The sequence below is a fragment of the Streptomyces europaeiscabiei genome, assembly GCF_001550375.1.
Lineage (GTDB): Bacteria > Actinomycetota > Actinomycetes > Streptomycetales > Streptomycetaceae > Streptomyces > Streptomyces europaeiscabiei.
The window spans coordinates 1-22399 of the sequence record NZ_LRTR01000915.1; the positions used below are offsets into that span (position 1 = coordinate 1).

Sequence of the window (22399 nt, forward strand, 5' to 3'; positions counted from 1 at the left end):
GTCAGGTCGCGCCGCGCCAGCACCGCCCCGGCCGCCTCCGCCGTGTTCAGGGCCACGACGCTCGCGGTGCGGCTGCCGGAGAGCGACACCGTGCCACGGACCGCGGGGGCGACCGCGTCGACGTGCGGGAGGTCCGCGTAGACGTCCGTACGGCCCACACCGCCGCCCCCTGAGGTCAGGACGCGCACCTCGGCACCCGCGCGGAAGTCGGCCTGGTCGGCCTGGGAACGGTGCCACGACGCGCCCTGTCCGATCGCCACCACGCCCAGCGCCACGGAGATGACCAGGAGCAGCACCGGACCTGCCCCCCGCATCGGTCGGCGACTGAACTGCCAGCCGACCATGGCCGCTGTCAGCCCGTGCCCGCGGGTCAGAAGCCGCTCGCCGACACGGGCCAGTGAGGGCAGCAGCCGCAGCGCCAGGACCGTTCCGGCGAGCAGCAGCAGGGCGGGCGCCGCCACCAGCAGCGGGTCGACGCCGAGGACGCCCTCGCGGTCGGCGGTGACAGCACCGGAGCGCTGGCTGCGGAGCAGCCAGAACGCGACACCGGCCACGGCGAGCAACCCGACATCCGCCCCGGCGCGCAGCGGTGCGGGAAGCGCTCCCGCCCGCACCGCGACGGTGCCCGCGAAGGACGCCCGCAACGCCGGGACAGCCACCGCCAGCGCACACAGCGCGGCCACCCCCGCGGCGACCGCCCACACCTCGGGCCGGCCCCCGACGGGCAGGTCGACGCGCACCCCTGTCCTGCCCAGCGCACCCTGCCCGACCAGCAGCCGTGTCAACGGCCCCGACAACAGCGGCGCCACCACCACCGCCGGCACGGAGATCAGCAACGCCTCCGACGCGGCCAGGCCCGCCAGCCGTGCCCGGGTGGCACCGCGCGCACGCAGCAACCCGGTCTCGGCCGTGCGCGCGGAGTCGAGCAACCGCGCGACGAGCAACAGGGCGCAGGCCGCGAGCAGTCCGAGCTGAGCAGCGACGATCAGCATGCTGGAACGCGTGACGAGCAGGGAGCGTTCGATGCGGTCCAGTACCTCGGGCAACGCGGTGTCCGCTGCGGTCGCACTGCTGAGCGCGGGCCGTTCGCGCAGCTCCGTGCTCCCCGAGCGGGCAGCCTCGCGCAGCGCGCCGATCCGCTGCGTCGTCAGCGAGGAGTAGTCGGCCGACACCAACCAGCCCGACGCACCGACGCTCACCCGGCCCGACGTCGGCACGCCCGCAGCGGTGAGCAGGGGACCGTACGTAGTGAAGCTCGACGCCTTCACGCCGCGGCCGCCCAGGTCGTCCAACTGCCAGTAGGGTGCCCGGACGTCCACCGGCCGGTACACGCCGGTGATCAGCACCCGCACCGCCGGGCCGTCCAGCTGGTCGGTGACGGTCAGCCGGGCGCCGGGCGCCAGCTTGAGCTGTTGGGCGGCGCTCTGCGGCAGTGCGGCCTCGATGGATCCGTCGGTCACCGTTTCACGGGGGAGCCGCCCGGCGACGGTGCGCACCTGTGTGCGGTCCAGGGCGGCGAAGTACGTGAGGTTCGGGTTGCCGTCCCGCTCGGAGGCCGGCCGCAGCGCGAGCGGCAGGGCGTAAGGGCCGGACCGCAGCAGGGTTCGCACCCGCACGGGCAGGCCGGCGAAGACGGTGCGGGCCCCCGCGTGAACGGCGTCGTCGGCCTCCTGGCGCTCGTCGCCCGGCACGTTGGCCTTGACCACCAAAGCGGCCTCGGCAGCGGTGCGTTGCTCGGCGAGTGACCGCCGCAGGGCCGCATCGCCTATCGCACCCGAGTAGGCGGTGAGCGCGGCCAGCACGGCCGTGGTCAGCAGCACGGTCAGCAGCACGGCACCGAGAAGCGCGCGATACACCCACGCCCGCAGCACAATGAACCGCAACACGCCCGTCGGCACAGCTCGATCCCCCACCAAGCCCCCCGTTTCCAACCACACGGACCGGAACGCGACACGGCGTCGGCAGCGTGCGGGTGCAAGAGAGCATTGTAGGACTGACCTTGGTCGCCTTGTGATCGAAAGTCGTCGGATCTTGAGCGTCGTTGCGATCCGGACAGGCCCGATACAGATGCTCAGCCGGAAGCGGCGCGGGACCGTCGTCCGTTGAGCAGAAGACCGATCACACGCGACGCGCTGTCACGCCGTTCCGCAGACAACGTGCACCTTCATGGTGGTTCGGGTCGGCAGGGTGCCGGGCGGCCTCGGCGGGGCGTGGTCGGCGACGGCTGCGGTGGCCCCGGGCAGGGTGGCGAGGCAACGTGGTCGCAGAGGGGGTGAGGGACTGTCCCGAAGCCCCGACGTCAGGGTTCCGTGGGCTTGCTGCCTTGGAGCGCGGATCTGGCAACTCCTCCGTGTCATGGACCTCCTGCTCGTTCCTCATGGTCCGGCCGGGTCGCGCTCGGCGATGATCCCAGGTCGACTGACCGTTCTGCCCACGTCGCATCAGATGGCGAGGCGGTGATTCCGTTGGCCAAGTACCCTTCCGAGAGCGGGTGTCGAGGCCTCGCGGCGGACACGGACCGGGGTGAGCCGTACGGGCTCGGTCGGCCTCTCCCCGGGGCGGCGCGGATCCGCCGCGGTTTCGCGGGTGAGCCGGAACCGGGTGTGGTGCGGCGATCACGAGCCGGGTCCGCTCTCCTGTGGGCTTCACCAGCCCTGGCCAGCGTCGTCCATGACGTTCGGGCCGCCCGCGAGCACGGCATCATCGACGCCCTCGCCCAGGCCGGCATCAACTGCTGGGCGGACAAGGGGTACCAGGGCGCAGGCGGCACCGTCCACCTCCCTTACCGCGGCCGGTGGGACAGCCTTTCCGCTGGTCAGCAGGCCGTCAATCGGTCCCATGCGAAGGTCCGGGCACTGGTCGAGCAAGCCGTCGCCACCCTCAAGTCCTGGCGGCTCCTCCGTAAGCTCCAATGCTCGACGACCCGGATCACGAGCCTCGTCCAGGCCGTCCTCGCCCTCCGCCTGGCCAGTTCAGACTGAGGATGGAAACGGCTCCGTGTAGGGATTGCTCGCGGCAGACGTCCTGTACCGCGCAACGGTCGGGACCGGAGGTCGGGAGCCCCATTGCGGGGTCCCGAAAAAGCACGTAAAAATGCCGGACAGACCAGCGGCCGCCCGTGCCCGAATCCGCAGCCCAACCTCGGACCGCCAACGAACCAGCTGAAGCGATCACTCCGAAATCAAGCCGGCTGATCCGGCCTCACCGTCCCTGTGAGGCCGAGCGGAATAGAATTGTTTGGCCCAACGCCGATATGCCATGATCGGGCCGTCACCATCAGCTATCCGGGGGGCTGGCTGATGTTGCTTTGTGTGCCAGATGGGACTGTCAGCACCAAGTGTGAGGCCGGTGATTGTGCTGCGAAGTCCGAAGCTGCACAGTGCTCCGGACACAGTTCGGGCGACATGCCGGCCCAGCCGAGAAGGCAGCCAACGTGGGGGGGATATGCGGATGCATGCGGCGAAGCGCAATTGGATCCGCCAGGGCCCGACCACGGTGGGCATGAGCCAGGCATGCATCATGAGACCGAGACCCTGCACGGTTACGGTCCCGGTCGCGCAACCCAGACCGCGAAGTTCGCCATCGTAACTGGTGGTCATGTGCCACCACGGCAGGTAAGGGATTGGCATGAGAGTCTTGAGGTGAATAGCAGCCACAGGACTCCCGGGATCCAACGGAAGGGTGAATTCTCGTACTTGACTGTTGTGCATGACCGGAAAATGCCCTAGGTCCACAGCATTTTCGGTGATCTCCTGCGGGTGGGAGGGCAGTTCCACTGTGATATGAATTAGGCGGGAGTACCCTTTGAGGTCTGCGCTCTCGATCTCCCATTCAGGACCGTTGTCCGCTTCGCCATTGTGCCAAGCGAAGATGATGCCGTTCGTCTCTCGGATCTCCAGATGACGAACGCGTGCTTTTGGCGGCTGCTTTCCGTATCCGGATCGCACGCATGCACCGTCGGGCCCGAAACCGAATCCATGGAACGGGCAGACCAGATCCTCCCCCTCTACCTTTCCCCCGACTCCGAGATGAGCGCCCAGGTGTGGGCAGTACGGCTCGACCGCGCGCAGCAGTCCGGCCCGGGTGCGATACAGGACGACATCTTGATCCACCAGCCTGCTGGTGACCACTTTCCCTGGAGGGACTTCGTCTGAGAACCCGATGCAGAACCAGCCCTTCGGGCTGGGTAGCGCCGGAGGGAATGCCTCGTCGGCCGGCGTTGGGTCATGAGAGGGAACCTTGTACCATTTCGTGTCCCTGCTGCCAAACATTTCGGCCGCCCTCCAGAGTCATGCCTGCGCTAGATCAGGGATAGAAATTCTCCGGCCATGACCGGCGCCCACCTCCGCACACCGAGGGGTTTCTTGTCTCCAATCGCGATAGCCGGTCAGCATGGGAGCGTGTTCTACCTGCAGAGGAAGCGCCCGTCTGCGGGATCGCACGTGATGGTCCGGGACATGAATTCGCCGCTGAAATCTCTCCCGTGGTAACGAGGGGAGGTCAAGTGGTACCTGAGGCTGCCGGCCATCTCAAGTTCGAACCCGGTGAAGACTTCACGTACGGCTGTCGATGCACCCTCGGCGATCCACTGATCACGGATCTCCGTGTACTCGCGCTCTGCCATATAAACCAGGTCGACCAGCTTGTCGATTGCCTCCTGCCATTCCAGTCCGTCCCCCAGGACCATGACCGTGACGGAGTGAAGCAAAGACGGGAGATTTTGACTGTGCTGCAGGTATTCTTTATGGAACGAATACAGATCGTTGACCAGCAAGACGTGGCGGTTGGCGAGCCAGGCGAGGCGTGCACGGCGAGGGTCGTTCCATTCCTCTTCGACCAAGTGCGCACCCATGATATGCGGTGCACCGATAATGTAGGGCCACATTCCGGTGTCGTCATCTCGGAATGAAAGGTACTGGTCCAGGGACATGTCCATCACAACGGGCATGCTCGCGCGGTGCTCGTTGCGGTAGATGTTGCTGTGGAAATAATCCCGGATCACAGCCAGGAATGCATCACGCTCATCGTCGGGCATGGTGTCGCTGATCTGATCGACCAGCCGAGTGATCCCGTGCACCAGTGGTGACGAAATGCGGGATTTGGGATGGGGTGGCCGACTCCTTGACCGCATGGATTCCGCGTTCTCGGTGAGTTGTTCCCAGGGTGTCAAAGCGCTGCCTCTATCCCTGGAAACCGAGGCCTCCCAATCTCGTTCATGCGCATCGTCCAGCACCGTGACGACGCCGGTGTATTTGCTCCACAGTTCGTATTCTTTCCGAGGGAGGCGCGGGAGCACATGGGCTACCCACAGGTACAGCCTGCACATGTGCGTGTACTTTCGATAAGCGATGACACGTGAGTTGTCGGAGAACAGGGAGAGGACCCAGTCGTCCGTATTTTCTTGGAATTCTTCGTCGTAGTTCTTGTTCTTTTCCCAAGGGAAGGAGCAAGTGATCGCGGGAAGGAAATAGCTGATACGGTCGGCCGGGATCATGTTCATCTGTTCCTCCTGCAAGGCAGTAGGTCAGCGCGCTGGTGGAGTTTCGTCAATTGTCCGGAGGTACGTGACAGGAGCGTTGTCGGCGATATCCGGGAACTGGGTCAGCGGAAAATTAGCGATCAGGTCAGGGCCTGTCCGGAGTCCGATTGTCAGGACGATGGTCGCGAGCTTCCTCTCGTCGGCCTCCTCGTGCACAGCCGGGCCATGCCGTGCGCCGAGAACACGACGTGGAGCTGTCGGGGATCTCCTCCGTCTGCTCGACGAAGATCGCGCCTTTCTTCTCCGGGGTCTGCGCGACGTACTTGTTGTGGACGATCTCGTGGCAGACACAGACCGGTGCCCCGTGCACCTCGAGGGCTTGCTCGACGGTCTGGATGCGCGTACGACGCCGGCGCAGTAGTCACGCGGAGAGGGTCGCGCAGCAGCGGCACCCCCGGCTGCTGTTGGGAACGGACTGGGATTCTTCATGTTGGCTCCCGGGGCTGAACCTGTTGGCCGTTTCGTCACGTGGTGCGGGTGAGGCCACATTTGCTGAGGCGGCTGGTGCGACTTCGGTACAGGAGGGGCGTGCCATCAGGCAGGGAATCTGACGGGGGTGGGCGCGGTGCCGCTGCAAAGGTGGTGCAGAGGTCGGGACGTGCGTTTTCGTGGGGACGCGATACGGGCGGAGTGAGAGGCCTCCCGTGGCCCAGGGACCCCGCGAGGGGAAGCAAGTTCACGAGGTCCTCGCCGTGGCGATGGCGGTGAGCTGCCGCAGGTTGGCGATGGGGCAGGGCGGGAAGGGCGCGGTCTTCAGCACGCGCAGGGCCTGCGCCCGGAGCGTGCCGATCATGTCCTCCACCGCGTCCTGGGCGCCGGTGGCGGTGAGCAGCTCACGGATGCGGTCGGCCCCCGCCTCGTCGAGACGGGGAGCACCGAGCAGGGAGCGCAGGACGCGCCGTTGGCCGGTGTCGGCGCGCTCGAGGGCGAGGGCCACCAGGACGGTGTGCTTGCCCTCGCGCAGATCGTCCAGCGACGGCTTCCCGGTCACCTCAGGAGTCCCGAAGACGCCGAGGAGGTCATCACGCAACTGGAAAGCCTCGCCGACGGGCAAGGCGTAGGCACTCAGCGCCTCACGCACCGCAGGCGGGGCACCCGCAAGGGCAGCGCCGATGTGCAAGGGGCGCTCCACGGTGTACTTGGCGGTCTTGTACCGCACGATGCGCAGCGCCTGCTCCACATCCGCGGCGGGGCGGCCGGCTGCGGTGACGTCCAGGTACTGCCCGTACATCACCTCACTGCGCATCTCATGGATCAGCGGCCGCACCGCGTCGAGTTGGCGGGGAGTAAGACCGGCCGCGTGCAGCAGCTCATCCGACCAGGCCAGTGCCAGATCACCGATGAGGATCGCGCCGCTTACTCCCACCTGCCGGGCGGCGAGGACGGTGCGGCCGCCGGCGTGGTGCTGCGCGAGGCGGCGGTGGACGGTGGGGACGCCTCGGCGGCTGCCGCTGTTGTCCATGATGTCGTCGTGGATGAGGCAGAAGGCGTGGAACATCTCCAGCGACGCCGCCGTTTTGATCAGCGTCTCGGGGGTGCCGTGACCGCCGGCGGCCTGCCAGCCGCTCACGCACAGCAGAGGCCGCAGCCGTTTCCCTCCGGCGGCCAGGAGATCACGCAGGCACTCGGTCACCTCGGCGGGCATCCGCAGCTTCGCGGCGGTACCGGCCTTGTGCTCCAAGAAGCCGTCGAGCACGCTGGTGACCCGGCTGCGCAAGGCAGCCGCGCCCGGCAGCTCGGCAACACCCGCAATCAACTCGCCTCCCCCAGCGCAGTGGCCGGGGCTCTCCGGGCGGGATACAAGGTCTCCTCCACCAGGAACGCACGGGGCTCTTCGGCGCACGCGGACACGCCCCGAGGCGTCGGAGCAAGTGCCGGGCCCGGACACCACCAAATCCTCGCTCCCCCGGTCACGACCGCGGCCCCCTGCAGAACGGTCACCGCTACGCTCCGCTCTTGAAGGTCGGGCGCCCGATACGGCAGGTCACGCCTCGGCCTGTGGACGGGAACAGGCCCTGCACGCAGCCTGATACACGGACATAGAGGTTTTGGCACACCCCCAGCAAAGGCGACTGCCAGCACGCTGAACAGGCGTACCCAACGGGCGCATAGTGCACTACTGGGGCGCTCGACGCACTTGGCGTACGTACGCGGCTTTGCCAATTGAGCGAGAAAGATCTTGAAGGTCGTGGCAGTGCGTCCGCAAGCGCCCCGTGACGTGCCGCAACTCCGCTACAGCGCTGGTGCGTCCGGGGTGGCTTCTGGTCCTGAACACAGGTGCGAGATATCCCTTGCACTGCGGTTGTACGGAGTCCCGGGGTTCGGGTCGATCGGCGCCATGGGGTCTTCACCGTCAGCCCGTTGACCGTGCTGGGTGCGCCGCGACATCTCCTCTCGGAGCCGGGAGTCCTGGTATTCGGCTCTTCTCGGAGCTAGCCATCGCCAGTAGGCCTGGGCCGTGTGACCTGCCTGCCCCTGCTGGACACAGTCAGGTGCGGTGGAGAACTGCCGCCACGGCCGCCAACTCGGCGGTTCGGCCCTCGAACCGGGCGGCCGCGAGCTCGGCGATTGCGTGCGGGTAGCCCGAGCGCATGCCCCTAAGCGCATGCCCCTAGGTCGGCGCTGCCCCAGCACCGGATCGCCGGTGACTTTCAGGATGCCGCTGTTTGCGAGCGCCCCGTCCTCGGCCAGTTCCTGCTGTCTCCCTGGCCTCACTCGCACGCGGGGGTGAACAACCCGAGCTCCCACCGGCGTCCGGCCGCATGGCCAGGCGGAGGCCCCGCGTAGGTGCGGTTGCCGTAAGCGCCACCAGTGATCGGCCCACCAGCGCAAGATCCGGACCATACACGGGCCAACGGCCCGCACCCCACCTCAACTCCAGCCAATTCCGCTGGTCAGCGAGGTGTGACCTGTGTACCAGCAGCAGACGAAGAACCTCCTGGTGTCGTACTCGCCGAAGAAGCCGGGCTTCTTCCAGGCACAGAGGAAGGGCGCCTGACCTGGGCAACACCCGTCAAGCGCCCTGGCCGACCAGAACGAGATGCCCGCATGGCGCAGGGGCGGATGCTCTGTCCGGCTCGACGCACGCACTTCGCGGGGCCGCCCGACTGCTCAACGGCTTCTCGAAGCTCCGTCGGATGGGCCCTGCCCGGGGACGATGCCTACGGCGTGCCGGGAAGCCGGATCGTGACGAGGAGACCGCCGGCCGGGCGGAGGACGAGGTCGAGGGTCCCGTCGTGGGCGCGGACGATGCTGTGCACGATGGCCAGGCCGAGGCCGACGCCGGCATGCTCGTCGGTGCGTACGCGTTCCGTTCCGCGCCGGAAGGGTTCGGTGAGGGTCGGAACCAGTTCCGGTGGGAGCCGACGGCCCGTGTTCTCGACTCGCAGCACGCTCGTGTCGCCGTGCGCCTCGGTGTGGACCGTGACGGTGCCGCCGGTGGGGAGGTTGTGGACGACGGCGTTCTGCACGAGGTTCGTCGCCATCCGCAGCAGGAGCTCCGCGGAGCCTGTGGTGCGGGCCGCCCCGCCGGTGACATCGAGCGTGATCCGGCGCTGTTCGGCGAGGGGAAGCAGCGTTTCGGCGGCTTCTTCGGCGATGAGGGAGAGGTCGACGATCTCGCGGGTGAAGTTTCCGCGGTCGCCGCGGCTGAGCAGCAGGAGGGCCTCGGTGAGGTCGATCGCCCGCGTAGTGACAGCGTGCAGGCGTTCGACGAGTTCGCCCCGGTCCCCCATGGGGTCCTTGCGGGCGACGTCGAGGAGCGTCCGCGAGATCGCCAGTGGGGTGCGCAGTTCGTGGGAGGCGTTCGCGGCGAACCGCTGCTGCTCGGCGACGTGGGACTCGAGCTGTTCGAGCATCGAGTCGAACGCGTCGGAGAGTTCACGGAATTCGTCCTGGCGTCCTTGCATGCGGATCCGGTGGGACAACGATCCGGTGCCGGCCATCCGTGCGGCATCCGCGATCTGTGTGAGTGGTGCGAGCATGCGACCGGCGAGGATCCATCCCCCGACGAGGCCGAACACGAGCAGGAAGACCATCGCCACGGCCGCGGCGGGGGCGAAGGTCCGCACAAGGAGGTAGCGGTTGGGCGAGATCCCGAGAAGGCCCTGGGAGTTGTCGGGTACGTAGCGCAGCAGGAACACCCACACCACGGTCAGCAGGAGAGCGCCGGCGACGGCGAGGAACCCGGCGTAGCTGAGGGTGAGTTTCCATCGCGCGCTGAGCCCTGGGCGTCTGAGCATCTATGCATGCCTACTACCGGGCTCGGTAATGTCCCTGGCGGGGGCGGCGGTGTCGATCCGGTAGCCGACGCCGGACACCGTGGTGATGATCCAAGGTTCGCCGAGCCGTTTGCGCAGTGCGGAGACGGTGATGCGTACGGCGTTGGTGAGGGGGTCGGCGTTCTCGTCCCAGGCCCGTTCCAGCAGCGCTTCGGCGCTGACGACCCCGCCCTCGGCGGCGACGAGGACTTCGAGAACGGCGAACTGCTTACGGGTCAGCGCGACGTAGCGTCCGTCGCGGAAGACCTCCCGGCGGAAGGGGTCGAGCCGCAGGCCCGCGATCTCGCGGACCGGGGGCCGGGCGTACGCGCGTCTGCGGTCGAGCGCCCTCAGCCGCAGGACGAGCTCCCGCAGTTCGAACGGCTTGGTGAGGTAGTCGTCGGCACCGAGTTCGAACCCGGAAGCCTTGTCGTCGATCCGGTCGGCAGCGGTGAGCATGAGGATCGGGATGCCGCTGCCGGAGGCGACGATGCGCCGGGCGACCTCGTCGCCGGAGGGGCCGGGGATGTCACGGTCGAGGACCGCGAGGTCGTAGGAGTTGACGCCGAGCAGTTCCAGGGCGGAGTCGCCGTCGCCGGCGATGTCGGCGGCGATCGCCTCCAGCCGCAGACCGTCACGGACGGCTTCGGCCAGGTAGGGCTCGTCCTCCACGATCAGTACGCGCATGGCTGAAGCCTAGGCAGCACAACATATCGCCGGCGTATGCAAGGAGAGGTGGGCACACCGGACACGCGACTCAGCCTGCCGGTGTCGGCGCGGGGCGGGACTGCTCCGACGGCGCTTGGACCGTGGTGCGCCACCAGCGACGCGACGCCAGCGCGGCCAGCGCGGCGCCGGCGGCGTTGACCAGTACGTCGTCCACGGACGACACCCGGTCCAGTGGCAGGACGTACTGTGCGGTTTCGACCAGGACCGAGCAGCCCGCCCCGAGCGCCAGGATCCGCGGCACGGAGGCCAGCGCCGCGAACCGCATCGGGGCGAAGAACCCCAGCGCCGCGAAGACCAGCAGGTTGCCGACGATCCCGAGCGGCCCCATCGTGAGCAGGTCCCGCAGCGGAACCAGGCTCAGCCCGCCGGGGACGGTGCCGGCCTCTGCGCCCGGCATCATGGTCAGCCACAGGAACGGCACCGTCCCGTGGACCATGCCCACCTCGGCCAGCGATGTCCGCCACGCCGACGAGACGCCGGCGGAACGCCGACGGCGCGCAAGAGCCCACGCCACCAGCGCCGCCAACGGCACCGAGACCAACGTCATGAGCACCACACCGTTGAACGTGTCGAAGCAGCCGTGCCACCGTCCGGCCATGCACGTGGGAGCGGACATCATGAGCGGCCGCCGCACGACGAACACGGCACTCGCCATGCCGAGGATCGCCAGGCTGATCAGCACGATCCTGCGCGTACGGCGGCGCGGTGGTGACAGAGAAGCATCGTGGTCCATGCCTCCATTGGAGACGGAGGGCCGTTGTGGCGGCGTATGCGCTTTTCCATACGCCCGCGATACGCGAAATCCCCGGGAACCAAGGACACGAAGGACAGCAAGGACACGAACCGCTCGACATCGAAACCGCCCGGCGCCGACTGTCCCACGGGTCTGGACGACTGCCACAACCATGACCGCGTCCATGTCGCGCCGGACCGCATCCTGCGCGAGCAGGTCCGCCGACGCAAGGAGCTACGGGCTGCCCACACGGAGGAGTTCACCCACCTCAAGGCCGACGTCGAAGCTCTCGTCGGCGCGCCGCACCAAGCGACAACAGTGTCGGGACGGGATGAGCGGTGGGCGGTGATCACCGCCAGTGGCGAGGTGATCGACCCCGGTGCCTGGCTCGGACACCAGCCGCGAAACTCCCTGACATGGTCCGCCTCGCTCCGAGACGGGAGCGGGGCCTATGCGTGGGAGGGCCTGTCCGAGCCGGCTGTCAGGACACGGTCGAGCGCTGCCCGGCCTGCGGGTCCCCATGTGGGCTTGCCGCCGGGAAGGCCCCGCTCCCCGTTCTGGCCCATGAGGATGAGGATGAGGCTTTTCAGAGCAGCCAGGCCTCGGGCGCGCCGGAGCGTCGCCTCGTCCGTATCCGCGTACCCCTCGAAGAACCGTGAGGCCGCGCCTGCGGGAAGGAGCAGCCACGCGGCCGCGAGGTCCCACGCCGGATCCCCGGCGAACATGTCACCGAAATCGATCACGCCCGAGAGCGTCCCGTCCGAGACGACGACATTCGCGGGATGGAGGTCACCGTGCAGCCATACCGGCGGGCCCTCCCACTCGGGGGCCGCGACGGCGTCGTCCCAGACGGCCCGGACGGCCCGGACGTCGGCGGCTATGCCGCCGGGGGCAATCGCTTGCAGGAACCGCTCGAAGCCGTCCGTGCACTTCTTGGGGTGAGCGCCGCGGTCCGAACTGGTCGGTGCCTCGGCGGGCGCCTCCACATGGAGCGCTCCGAGGAAGTCCGCCAGAGTGTCGGCCGCGTGGTCGCCGCGGCTGATCGAGGTGTGGTCGAGTGGCTCGCCGGGAACCCACGTCATGATGCTCCAGGGCTTCGGGAAGCATGTGGACGGTTCGCCGATCCGCACAGGGGTCGGAACCGGGAGCGGAAGGCGCGGGGCCAGGACGGGCAGCCACCGGCGCTCCCTGCGCTGGAGATCCGGGGCACGTTCGGTGCGCGGCATGCGCACGGCCAACTCATCCCCGAGGCGCCACATTTGGTTGTCCCAGCCGCCCTCCACTTCACGGATGGCCAACCCTGCAAGGTCCGGATGCTGGTCCTTGAGAAGACGGTGTACCAGCTCTGCGGTGATCTCGATCTCGGAGTCGGTCATGCGAAACCACGGTACGTGAGCCCGGCCTCGGGGAGCACCGGTTCGGCCGTCGGCTCGAAGCCCTCGATCATGGACGCCGGCTGTGGGTCCCCGCGTTCGGGTGGGGCTGCACCGGAGTACTTCGTCCGGGGCACCCGTATCACCCGCGACATCTCGGCGGGCCGGGTCGGCGAGGACCTCGGCGGGCCCGGCCCCACCCCGAGGTGGGGGTGGGGCGGGCTGGAGCGGCCCGCGTGACGGGAACGGTCAGGTCAGAAGGCGTGGATGCCTCCGTTCCGGAGAGCGGGAGCCGTACCGGCGACGGGAGAGAGGACGGTGAGCGTGCGGGCGGTGGCGGAGACACGGCCGGCGCCCGCCCTGGCGATGGTCAGGCCCTGCGCGGGCGTCTGCCGGATGGCCCCGTCGTCGAGGGAGGAGCGGAGCCTGAGGGTGCCCTGCCACGTCGGATGCGCGGAGTCGCGGCGGACGGGCTCGGTGATCACCAGCTGGTTGAAGCCGTCACCGTGCGGGACGCTGTCGAGGGTGAACACCGGGGCGAAGACGCGCGCCGGGCAGGTTGGCCGCGGTGACCGTGCCTCAGCTCTCGCCGCCGTCGGTGCCGATGGCCTTGTTGCGGGTTGGCGCCCGCGGGTGACGTCGGCGTCGGTGGCGGCCTTGTCGTTGCGGGAAGTCATGGAGAACTCGCCGTTGGACAGTTCCGCGCTGCCGGCCTCGCCCGCGAACAGGGTTGTGGCCTTGGTGGTTATCTTGCCCGCTGCCGACGCCGCAACCCGCGGCAGCACAGAAGGCTCAGGGAGACTCACGGGATGTCGCACACAACTGGACGCTCTCCAAAGCCTCGATCAGCAGCGTGACCAACTCGTTGATGATCGGGGGGCGGGTTCCGGGTCTGCTCACGGCGAGGATCTCGCGGTGCAGGGGCGTGGCTCCGGGCGGCAGGACAACCCTTTCGGCTCCGGACCGGTCGCTCTGCGGGCTGATGAGCGTGGCCGGGATCAGACCCACCGCCAAACCGGCTCTGATCATGGCCAGCATGCTGTGCAGGTCCTCGGTCTCCAGCGTGACGTCGGGAGAGATCCCCAGTTCTCCGGCCCAGCGATGCAGCAGACGCCGATCGGGGCTGTGTGCGTGGCCCGAGGTCCATTCCATGTCAAGGCATTCCGCCAGTTCCAACGGGCGACGGCCCGGCCGTGCGCCCGTGACGAGGACCAGCGGCTCGTGCCCCAGGGAGGTGATGCTCCATTCCCCGGAATCGGCCGGTGGGTCCTCGGGCAGGTATCGGTAGGCGATGAGCAGGTCGAGGTCCCCTGATTTGACCTTGGGCAACCCTTTGTCCGTCTCCACGATGATGAGGCGAATACGAGGGCCGCGGCCGCGGGGCTTGAGAGCGGACAGAATCGCGGGGAGCAGGTGGCTCATCGCGCTGGGGTAGGCGCCGACGCGCAGTTCGGCGATTTCACGGTTCGAGATGCCGTTGGCAGCGTCCTGGAATCGGGCGGTCGCGTCGAAGAGCGTCTCGGTCGCTTGCGCGAGGGAGCGGCCGGCTGCGGTCAGGATCAGCCGACTGCCGGGGCGGCGGACGACCAGTTCGATGCCCATGTCGCGCTCCAGCGCGGCGATGTGCTGGGACACCGCGGAGGGTACGTAGCCGAGGGCCGCCGCGGCCTCGGCCATGGAGCCACGGTTCACCACGGCCATGAAGGTGGCCAGGAGCTTCAGATCCGGCTGAGACTTCACGATTCGTGAACTCTCCCTTCTCGATCCATCGCTTTACGTGTTCTGCCGCCGGTGCCAGAGTCTAGGCATCCGGCCGGAGGGACGCGCCCCGCCTGCGCCGGCGTCCGCGCTGTCGCCGACCGTCGGCAGCCGTTCGCAGGGTCGCCCCCACTTCTGCAGAAAGCCGAGGCCATGGCCATCGATCTGACCGCCCTCCGGGCTCATTTCCCCTCCCTCCACCACGGCCTCGCCTTCTTCGACGGCCCGGGCGGGACCCAGACCCCCCGCCCCGTAGCCGATGCCATCACCGCGGTGCTGACCGGCCCCCTTTCCAACCGGGGGGTTGTCAGCCCGTCCGAGCTGAACGCCGAGCGCGCCGTCACGGAGTTCCGCGCCGCCTACGCCGACCTGCTCAGCGTGCCCGCTGACGGCATCGTCCACGGGCGCAGCGCCACCCAGCTCACGTACGACTTCTCCCGTCACCTGGCCAAGGGCTGGAAGGCGGGTGACGAGATCGTCCTCAGCCGCTTGGACCACGACTGCAACGTCCGCCCCTGGGCCCAGGCGGCCGAGCGCGCCGGAGTGACGGTCCGTTGGATCGAGATCGACGCCGGGACGACGGAGCTGGACCTCGATTCGTTCGAGCGTGCGCTGTCGTCCCGTACCCGGCTGGTCGCGGTCACGGCGGCCTCGAACGTGCTGGGCACCAAGCCGCCCGTACGCCGGATCGCCGACCGGGCGCACGAGGTCGGCGCCCTGGTGTACGTGGACGGGGTGCACTACGCCGCCCATCACTTGGTGGACGTGCCCGCGATGGGTGCGGACCTGTTCGTCTGCTCGCCGTACAAGTTCCTCGGACCGCACTGCGGCGTGCTCGCGGGAGCGCCCGAACTCCTCGCAACCCTCCAGCCGGACAAGCTCCTGCCGTCCCCCGACACCGTGCCGGAGCGCTTCGAGTTCGGCACGCTGCCCTACGAGATCCTGGCGGGCGCCACAGCCGCCGTGGAGTTCCTCGCCGCGATCGACCCGGGCGGGGGCGCCACGCGCAGGGAGCGGCTCGCACATTCACTGGGCTCTCTGCACCAGCACGAGTGGGCGCTACGTACGAGGCTGCAAGACGGTCTGCGCGCTCTGGGCGATCTCATCACCGTGCACTCGAAGGCGGCCGACCGTACCCCGACCCTCCTGATGACCCTCGAAGGCCGCGACGCCCGCGAGGCCCAGGTGCACCTGGCGGCACGCGACGTCCTGGCCCCTGCCGGGTCGTTCTATGCGTACGAGCCCTTCGCCGCCCTGAAGCTGGAGAACCCCGCCCTGCGGGTGGGCCTGGCGCCGTACAACACCGCCGACGACGTGGACAGGCTCCTCGACGGTCTTTCCTCCTTCCTCTGAGGCTTGTCCCGAGTGTGGCCGACCCGGTACCGGTCCTCCGGTCAACAGCCTGATCAGGGACCGGGGTTGAGGGCTCGGATGCCCTCTGGCAGTCCCTTCGGAGCGGGTGGGGACGCAGTCGTGCCACCTCGGCCCGCGCCCGGGAAGCCTCCGCCGGCCGCTCCACCGTCCTCGCGCGGAACCGCACCGCGAGATCCCCTCCGCACACAGCAGCGGTGCCCCACTTCATATCGCGAGCGGGGCACTGCCCGGACTCGACCGGTCGTCGCAGCACCGGCTTCCTGGACCGATGGTGGATGCGCGTTCAGGGCCTCGGCGGGCTTCTTCCGACGAGGTTTCTGCGGGGCCTGTTCGAGCCAGGACACTCTGCTCTCAACGACCCAGCGGTGTCTGCCGAGCCGCTGCGAGCACTCGATGCCCGAGTCGCTGATCCCCTGTCCCGACGAGAGCCCACCCGGCCTGGCGACGTTCTCCACCGCCACACGCCTGCCCCGGGCGCAGGTCGACCCACCTCACCGGCTGCGACACCGTCCCAGGACAGGACCAACCGCCTCGGTCTCTCACCCGCCGGACAGTGCACACACGCCCCAAGAACAGTCCCCTACCAGCGGCCGAACACCCATGACCGACTCGGGGATCGCCCCGACCCGCGTACGGACACGGCGGCTCTAGGGATCTCCTGGTGCGATCCACGCGAGCATGAGGGTGACCGCCGATCATGGGCCGCCGCCGGTATCACCTGGAGAGCCGTGACCATCAACTACGTCGTTCAGAGCGTCGTCCTGTCACTGGTTCTTCTGGGTTCGGCGGCGGGCAAACTGACACGGCGGAAGTCGATCGTCAACTCGATGCGCGGGGTCGGCGTGGCCGAGTCCTGGCTGCCGCGGCTGGCGCTGCTGGAGATCGCAGGAGCGGCCGGCCTGCTCGTCGGGCTGGCCCTGCCGCCTCTGGCGGTGGCCGCCGGCGCGGGAGTGCTCCTGTACTTCTGCGGCGCCGTGGTCTTCCACGTCCGGGCGCACGACCGCAAGGGCATGATCGCCCCCACCGCGCTCGCGGTGACGGCACTGGCGGCCACCCTGCCGGCCGTCCAGAACGCCTGACCGCCACGCCCAGAACGCCTGACCGCCGCACTGTGCCGACCCATACTTCCCGGACAGGATTCCATGCTGTTCCCTCCCGAGGCCGCGCCCTCCTGCACCGTCCCTCTCCGAGGCGAGATACGCCCCGATCGACCTCTGATCGTGACGGCCGCGGAGGCGGAGGCGGCACGTTTCGACGACACGTTCCCCGTGCTGATCACGGGCATGGGGAAGGTGCGGGCCGCCATGGAACTGACGCTGGCGCTGTCGTCGGCACGGCCCCGGGAGATCGTGAATCTCGGTACGGCCGGAGCCCTGAAGGCATCGCTGAGCGGGCTGCTGGAAGTGTCCCGGGTCATCCAGCACGACCTGCCGGACGACGTGTTGCGCCGGCTCAGCGGGGTCTCCTACGGCCGTCCGCTGACCCTGCGCCCCGAAACCGGGCCCACCCTGGCCACCGGTGACGCCTTCGTCACGGACGGCCGCGTCCGCGATCTGCTGGCCGAGCGGGCCGACCTGGTCGACATGGAGGGCTATGCGATCGCCTCCGTGGCCGAGCGGTTCGGTGTGCCGGTACGGATCGTGAAGTACGTGAGCGACCGGGCCGACGAGAGCGCCGAAGCGGCCTGGCCCGAGGCCGCGGCGGCGGCCTCGGACGTACTGGCCCGCTGGATCAGGGACCATCTCGCCTGACGTGCCGCAACAGCGGGCGCGGGATCTCGACCTGTTCATTCGTGCGGTGACCCGCCCAGGCGCCGCGGACCACTGGAGGATCATGTCTCGTCGCCTGTTCACCTCGGAGTCTGTGACCGAGGGTCACCCCGACAAGATCGCTGACCAGATCAGCGACACCATTCTCGACGCCCTGCTGCGCGACGACCCGGCGTCCCGGGTCGCGGTCGAGACCCTGATCACGACTGGTCTGGTGCACGTGGCCGGTGAGGTCACCACCAAGGCCTACGCGCCGATTCCGCAGCTGGTGCGGGACAAGATCCTCGAGATCGGCTACGACTCCTCCGAGAAGGGCTTCGACGGTGCCTCCTGCGGCGTGTCGGTGTCCATCGGCGCGCAGTCCCCGGACATCGCGCAGGGTGTCGACACGGCGTACGAGTCCCGGGTCGGGGACTCTTCCCACCGAGGCGAAGAGGACGAGCTGGACCGCCAGGGCGCGGGCGACCAGGGCCTGATGTTCGGCTACGCCTCCGACGAGACGCCGACCCTGATGCCGCTGCCGATCTTCCTGGCGCACCGTCTGTCGAAGCGCCTGTCGGACGTCCGCAAGAACGGCACGATCCCCTACCTCCGTCCCGACGGAAAGACCCAGGTCACCATCGAGTACGACGGTGACAAGGCCGTCCGCCTGGACACGGTCGTCGTCTCCTCGCAGCACGCGAGCGACATCGACCTGGACTCCCTCCTGGCCCCCGACATCCGCGCGTTCGTCGTGGAGCCGGAGCTGAAGGCACTGCTGGACGACGGCATCGAGATCGACACCGAGAACTATCACCTGCTGGTGAACCCGACCGGCCGCTTCGAGATCGGCGGCCCGATGGGTGACGCCGGCCTCACCGGCCGCAAGATCATCATCGACACCTACGGTGGCTTCGCCCGCCACGGCGGGGGCGCGTTCTCCGGCAAGGACCCGTCCAAGGTCGACCGCTCGGCCGCGTACGCGATGCGCTGGGTGGCGAAGAACGTGGTGGCGGCGGGTCTGGCGGCCCGCTGCGAGGTCCAGGTCGCCTACGCCATCGGCAAGGCCGAGCCGGTCGGCCTCTTCGTGGAGACCTTCGGCACCGCCGAGGTCGAGGTCGAGAAGATCGAGAAGGCCATCGACGAGGTCTTCGACCTCCGCCCGGCCGCCATCATCCGCGACCTCGACCTGCTGCGGCCGATCTACGCCCAGACCGCCGCGTACGGTCACTTCGGCCGTGAACTGCCCGACTTCACGTGGGAGCGGACCGATCGCGTGGCGGAACTGCGCAAGGCCGCGGGGGCATAGCGAGACGACGCCACGCAGGCAAACGGGCCTTGTCCCCCATGGGGGACGGGGCCCGTTTCTCATGGGGAACGGTGGAGGAACGGGGCCCGTGGTCAGGGACGGCCCAGGCGGCCGGCAGGGTCGCGCAGACGCGCGGACCACTCGGGGCCGCGCAGGGCGTCCGCGGCGTCGCGGGGAACGCTGAGGTGGACATCGCGGCTGTAGTCGTCGTCCGGGGTGGGCGTGACGAGGACCGCCCATGGAAGGAGGCTCGCCGGATACTCGAACCAGAACGGTCGTCCCACGCCGAACTCGACGGCGTAGACCGGAAGTCTGCTGACGTTGTTCAGGGCGACCGTGCCTTCGAAGGCATCCAGCGCCATCCGGCTGAGCACTCTTCCGGAGCGTCCGGCCCGGCGCTGGGCATCCAGGAATGCCGTCTCCTGGCACACCCGGGCCAGGGTGACTCGGTCCACGGCGGACCGCACCGCATGGACGGCGTGGGCGAGGGGTTCCTCGCGCAGCTCGCGGGACGGGAGCACGGCCGTGGTGTTGGACACGGCGTTGCCTCCGTAATCGTCCGGCAGGCGCTCTTTGAGCGTTTCCCGCAGGCCGACCACGATCCCCAGGCGTTCCTCGGCGTCGGGAGCCCGGTCGCGCAGCGCGCCGAGGACCCGCCACAGGTGGGCCCCGAGAGCGTCACCGCTGGAGGCGGGCGCCCGGTCGGGGTCCTGTCCGTCCCGTGCCGCCTCCCGCAGCGCCAGTACCTCCCGGGCCGTGAACCTGACGGTGAAGGTGCGTACGTGACGGGCGCGGGCGTTGACCGTCCAGAGGAAGCCGAACTTCTGCCGGCCGGTGACCACGGCGTACTGGGAGTCGTCCGGCGCGGGACGCGCTTCGTCGGCGAGGCCGTCGATGACGCCGCGGTCGTACGGCGATGCGGGCCGGTCCTGACCCGCGTGGACGCGGGACCAGTGGAGCAGGAAACCGAGGTATCCGGCGCCGTCGACGACGCTGTGGTTGATGGAGACGCCGAGAACGGAACCTCCGCCGCGCATGTGGGTGACCTTGACGGTGAGCAGCGGGGTGTCGTGGCCGACGACGCGGAAGGGGTTGACGGAGCGGACGTACCGGCGCAGATCGCGGCCGACGGGTCGGTCGGGCCCGTGGTCCGGCATGGCGTGCTCGGAGCGGGACACCTCGAAGACCGCTCCGGCGTCGCCGCACACGACGCTGAGGCCGCCGTCCGTGTCCCGTTCGAGGCGGCCGGTGAGCATCGGGTAGTGGGCGAGGGTGCGTCGCAGGGAGTCCTGGAGGGCGTCGGCGTCCAGCGTCTGCCGGTAGTAGAAGGTCCGCGGTGTGGCGAAGGTGCCGTTCACCAGGTCGTGGACGCCCAGCCGGACCCGCTCGCCGGTCGGGCCTCCGCCGTGCAGGACGACGGTGCGCTCGGGGGTTCGGGGCCGTGGGCCAAGTCTCATGACGCGTCTCCAAGTGTCCGCGGGGCCGGCGTCCCAGCGCTCTTCAGCGTGCAGGACCGGGAGCGATGAAATCCCTAGATCACGCGCGGGGATGCCTCGGCGAGAGGTGTCGAGGATCCCCATGCTCTTGGTGGATCCCTAGAGTTGCCCGGCCTTCCTGGCCAGCGGCCGGGCACGCGTGCTGGTCTGGAGTTCCCCCGATCGATCGATACGGGCGTGGGGACCCGCTTCGACTGCAAGCCGGCCGTCCGTCTCGTCCCCACCGGCACACACAGGAGGCCATCAGCCGATGGGGAACGACAAGACCGAGATCCTCGATCTGGTGCGTGAGTACCACCGCTCCACCGTCTCGTCGGGGTTCGTGCCGGGTGTCACCCCGGTGCTGGCCTCGGGTGCGGTACTCACCGAGGACGACCGGGTGGCGCTCGTGGAAGCGGCGCTCGACATGCGGATAGCCGCGGGCGTCAGCTCGCGCAGGCTGGAGCGGTCCCTGGCGAAGTACTTCGGTCTACGCAAGGCCCATCTGACCAACTCCGGCTCGTCGGCGAATCTGCTGGCGCTGAGCAGTCTGACCTCACCGCAACTGGGTGAGGACCGGCTGAAGCCGGGCGACGAGGTGGTGACGGTCGCCGCCGGATTCCCCACGACTGTCAACCCGATCCTGCAGAACGGTCTGCTGCCCGTCTTCGTCGATGTCGAGCTGCACACCTACAACGCCTCGCTGGAGCGGGTGGAGCAGGCGATCGGCCCGCGCACCCGGGCGATCATGATGGCGCACGCGCTGGGCAACCCCTTCCAGGTGCGGGAGATCGCCCAACTGGCCGAGGACCGCGGCCTGTTCCTCATCGAGGACAACTGCGACGCCCTGGGCAGCACCTACCAGGGGCAGTTGACCGGGACCTTCGGAGATCTCGCGACGGAGAGCTTCTACCCCGCCCACCACATCACGATGGGCGAGGGCGGCTGTGTGGTGACGGACAACCTGATTCTGGCCCGGATCGTGGAGTCGATGCGGGACTGGGGTCGTGACTGCTGGTGCGAGCCGGGTGAGGACAACCGCTGCTTCAAGCGCTTCGAGCACCAGATGGGGTCGCTGCCGGAGGGCTACGACCACAAGTACATCTTCTCCCACGTGGGCTACAACCTGAAGTCGACGGACATCTCCGCCGCGCTCGGGCTTCAGCAGCTGAGCCGGATCGACGAGTTCGGCACAGCTCGCCGGCACAACTGGGCGCGGCTGCGTGAGGGCCTGGACGGGTTGCCTCACCTGCTGCTTCCGGAGGCGACGCCGGGCAGTGACCCGAGCTGGTTCGGCTTCGCCATCACGGTCCGGCCGGACGCGCCGTTCGCGCCGGGCGCGCTCATCGACCACCTGGAGACCAGCAAGGTGGCCACCCGGCGCTTCTTCGCCGGCAACCTCACCCGCCACCCCGCCTACGAGGGACGCGAGTTCCGCGTCAGCGGACCGCTCACCAACAGCGACATCACGACCGAGCGGACCTTCTGGATCGGGGTGTACCCGGGGCTCACCGAGGAGATGATCGACCACAGCATCGACACGGTGATCGAGTACGTGACGCTGCCCCACTGAGCACGCGAACGGGGCCCGGGGCCGTGGGGGACGCACCAACAGCGTCCCGCACGGCCCCGGGCCCCGTTCGGCGACCGCCGGAGTTCAGCCGACCGCGGGCGGCGTCCCAGGCTTCCAGCAGTTCAGCGACTCGGACCGCACCGCCCGCCGCACGCACGTCCTGCCACATCCGGGCGCGGGCGCCGCTCTCCTCGACCGCCGCGGCGAAGATCTCGTCGACGACCTGGGTGACGCGGTGGCCCCGGGCGAGGAGTTCGCGGGTCACTCCCAGGGTCGAGCGATGTGGCCGAAGCCCGCGAACAGCAGCACGGCGTAGTGACGGGCGGGATCGGGCGTGCTGGACGGCATCGGCTCTGAGGTCGGGTGTGCGGACGACGCCCGCGGCTGCGGGAGCTCCCGGCGCGGCGCCGGTCAGCGGGCGGCGTCGCGGAGCGCCGTGTAGTGCGTGAGACAGTCGTCGTAGCCGGCCAGGAGTCCGGCTGCCCCGGCCTGGGCGACCGAGATCGCCGACGAGTCCTTCTGCGACATC

The 22399-nt window shown here is 68.9% G+C and carries 17 protein-coding genes and 2 pseudogenes; 7 read left to right on the forward strand and 12 right to left on the reverse strand.

From position 1 onward, the window contains the following. Nucleotides 1-1886, reverse strand: a 1886-nt coding sequence (locus AWZ10_RS46115) for an FtsX-like permease family protein (protein WP_341846122.1), incomplete at its 3' end; no start/stop codon positions are given. A 747-nt stretch (nucleotides 1887-2633) separates the two neighbouring features. Between AWZ10_RS46115 and AWZ10_RS46120 the strand changes: the two are divergent. Next, nucleotides 2634-2981: pseudogene (locus AWZ10_RS46120) on the forward strand (transposase family protein); the annotation flags it as partial. 189 nt (nucleotides 2982-3170) lie between these two features. Here the strand turns inward: AWZ10_RS46120 and AWZ10_RS56220 are convergent. From AWZ10_RS56220 to AWZ10_RS46150, 8 genes and pseudogenes are all read right to left on the reverse strand, one after another. Further along, nucleotides 3171-4271 carry a Rieske 2Fe-2S domain-containing protein gene (locus AWZ10_RS56220; protein ID WP_079104728.1) on the reverse strand — a complete coding sequence of 367 codons (1101 nt, stop codon included), beginning with the start codon at nucleotides 4269-4271 and terminating at the stop codon, nucleotides 3171-3173. A gap of 134 nt (nucleotides 4272-4405) precedes the next feature. After that, nucleotides 4406-5500: a terpene synthase family protein gene (locus tag AWZ10_RS46125; protein ID WP_060894226.1), complete on the reverse strand. Its 1095-nt coding sequence runs from the start codon at nucleotides 5498-5500 to the stop codon at nucleotides 4406-4408. A gap of 132 nt (nucleotides 5501-5632) precedes the next feature. Continuing rightward, nucleotides 5633-5968: pseudogene (locus tag AWZ10_RS49765) on the reverse strand (4-hydroxy-3-methylbut-2-enyl diphosphate reductase); the annotation flags it as partial. A 247-nt stretch (nucleotides 5969-6215) separates the two neighbouring features. Next, the gene (locus tag AWZ10_RS46130) at nucleotides 6216-7295 is read right to left on the reverse strand and encodes a polyprenyl synthetase family protein (RefSeq protein WP_060894227.1); all 1080 of its coding nucleotides are present in this window, start codon (nucleotides 7293-7295) and stop codon (nucleotides 6216-6218) included. A 1405-nt stretch (nucleotides 7296-8700) separates the two neighbouring features. Then, on the reverse strand, nucleotides 8701-9780 hold the full coding sequence (locus AWZ10_RS46135; protein WP_060894228.1) for a sensor histidine kinase: 1080 nt from the start codon (nucleotides 9778-9780) through the stop codon (nucleotides 8701-8703). Next, on the reverse strand, nucleotides 9781-10485 hold the full coding sequence (locus AWZ10_RS46140; protein WP_060894229.1) for a response regulator transcription factor: 705 nt from the start codon (nucleotides 10483-10485) through the stop codon (nucleotides 9781-9783). Nucleotides 10486-10555: 70 nt separating this feature from the next. Beyond that, complete coding sequence (locus AWZ10_RS46145; protein ID WP_060894230.1) at nucleotides 10556-11260, reverse strand: VanZ family protein; 705 nt, start codon at nucleotides 11258-11260, stop codon at nucleotides 10556-10558. A gap of 449 nt (nucleotides 11261-11709) precedes the next feature. Next, nucleotides 11710-12636: an aminoglycoside phosphotransferase family protein gene (locus tag AWZ10_RS46150; protein WP_060894231.1), complete on the reverse strand. Its 927-nt coding sequence runs from the start codon at nucleotides 12634-12636 to the stop codon at nucleotides 11710-11712. 15 nt (nucleotides 12637-12651) lie between these two features. On the opposite strand from AWZ10_RS46150, the gene AWZ10_RS54990 reads away from it, so the two are divergent. Beyond that, nucleotides 12652-12873: a hypothetical protein gene (locus AWZ10_RS54990; RefSeq protein ID WP_079104729.1), complete on the forward strand. Its 222-nt coding sequence runs from the start codon at nucleotides 12652-12654 to the stop codon at nucleotides 12871-12873. Between the two features lie 14 nt (nucleotides 12874-12887). On the opposite strand, the gene AWZ10_RS46155 is transcribed toward AWZ10_RS54990, so the two are convergent. Then, complete coding sequence (locus AWZ10_RS46155; RefSeq protein ID WP_060894232.1) at nucleotides 12888-13418, reverse strand: hypothetical protein; 531 nt, start codon at nucleotides 13416-13418, stop codon at nucleotides 12888-12890. Nucleotides 13419-13425: 7 nt separating this feature from the next. Next, nucleotides 13426-14373, reverse strand: coding sequence for a LysR family transcriptional regulator (locus AWZ10_RS46160; RefSeq protein ID WP_060894233.1), 948 nt, complete (start codon nucleotides 14371-14373; stop codon nucleotides 13426-13428). A 171-nt stretch (nucleotides 14374-14544) separates the two neighbouring features. On the opposite strand from AWZ10_RS46160, the gene AWZ10_RS46165 reads away from it, so the two are divergent. The 4 genes from AWZ10_RS46165 (at nucleotide 14545) to metK (ending at nucleotide 18822) form a co-directional block, all read left to right on the forward strand. Then, nucleotides 14545-15744, forward strand: a complete 1200-nt coding sequence (locus AWZ10_RS46165; RefSeq protein WP_060894234.1) for a cysteine desulfurase-like protein — start codon at nucleotides 14545-14547, stop codon at nucleotides 15742-15744. Between the two features lie 749 nt (nucleotides 15745-16493). After that, nucleotides 16494-16844, forward strand: coding sequence for a DoxX family protein (locus AWZ10_RS54995; protein ID WP_060894235.1), 351 nt, complete (start codon nucleotides 16494-16496; stop codon nucleotides 16842-16844). 63 nt (nucleotides 16845-16907) lie between these two features. Further along, nucleotides 16908-17516 carry a nucleosidase gene (locus tag AWZ10_RS46175; protein WP_060894236.1) on the forward strand — a complete coding sequence of 203 codons (609 nt, stop codon included), beginning with the start codon at nucleotides 16908-16910 and terminating at the stop codon, nucleotides 17514-17516. Between the two features lie 82 nt (nucleotides 17517-17598). After that, a complete protein-coding gene (gene metK, locus AWZ10_RS46180; protein ID WP_060894239.1) occupies nucleotides 17599-18822 on the forward strand; it encodes a methionine adenosyltransferase in 1224 nt (407 codons plus the stop codon). Nucleotides 18823-18914: 92 nt separating this feature from the next. Here metK and AWZ10_RS46185 read toward each other — a convergent pair whose 3' ends face one another. Further along, nucleotides 18915-20279: an acyltransferase gene (locus AWZ10_RS46185; protein ID WP_060894237.1), complete on the reverse strand. Its 1365-nt coding sequence runs from the start codon at nucleotides 20277-20279 to the stop codon at nucleotides 18915-18917. Between the two features lie 289 nt (nucleotides 20280-20568). Between AWZ10_RS46185 and rfbH the strand changes: the two genes are divergently transcribed. After that, nucleotides 20569-21870, forward strand: coding sequence for a lipopolysaccharide biosynthesis protein RfbH (gene rfbH, locus AWZ10_RS46190; RefSeq protein WP_060894238.1), 1302 nt, complete (start codon nucleotides 20569-20571; stop codon nucleotides 21868-21870). Nucleotides 21871-22399 lie beyond the last annotated feature (529 nt).

Bases quoted from the DNA above. Each gene is read 5' to 3' on its own strand.
- AWZ10_RS46150 (WP_060894231.1), bottom strand. From the start codon at position 12,636: ATGACCGACTCCGAGATCGAGATCACCGCAGAGCTGGTACACCGTCTT.
- metK (WP_060894239.1), top strand. From the start codon at position 17,599: ATGTCTCGTCGCCTGTTCACCTCGGAGTCTGTGACCGAGGGTCACCCC.
- AWZ10_RS46165 (WP_060894234.1), top strand. From the start codon at position 14,545: ATGGCCATCGATCTGACCGCCCTCCGGGCTCATTTCCCCTCCCTCCAC.
- rfbH (WP_060894238.1), top strand. From the start codon at position 20,569: ATGGGGAACGACAAGACCGAGATCCTCGATCTGGTGCGTGAGTACCAC.
- AWZ10_RS46175 (WP_060894236.1), top strand. From the start codon at position 16,908: ATGCTGTTCCCTCCCGAGGCCGCGCCCTCCTGCACCGTCCCTCTCCGA.
- AWZ10_RS56220 (WP_079104728.1), bottom strand. From the start codon at position 4,271: ATGTTTGGCAGCAGGGACACGAAATGGTACAAGGTTCCCTCTCATGAC.
- AWZ10_RS46140 (WP_060894229.1), bottom strand. From the start codon at position 10,485: ATGCGCGTACTGATCGTGGAGGACGAGCCCTACCTGGCCGAAGCCGTC.
- AWZ10_RS46185 (WP_060894237.1), bottom strand. From the start codon at position 20,279: ATGAGACTTGGCCCACGGCCCCGAACCCCCGAGCGCACCGTCGTCCTG.
- AWZ10_RS46125 (WP_060894226.1), bottom strand. From the start codon at position 5,500: ATGAACATGATCCCGGCCGACCGTATCAGCTATTTCCTTCCCGCGATC.
- AWZ10_RS46135 (WP_060894228.1), bottom strand. From the start codon at position 9,780: ATGCTCAGACGCCCAGGGCTCAGCGCGCGATGGAAACTCACCCTCAGC.
- AWZ10_RS46145 (WP_060894230.1), bottom strand. From the start codon at position 11,260: ATGGACCACGATGCTTCTCTGTCACCACCGCGCCGCCGTACGCGCAGG.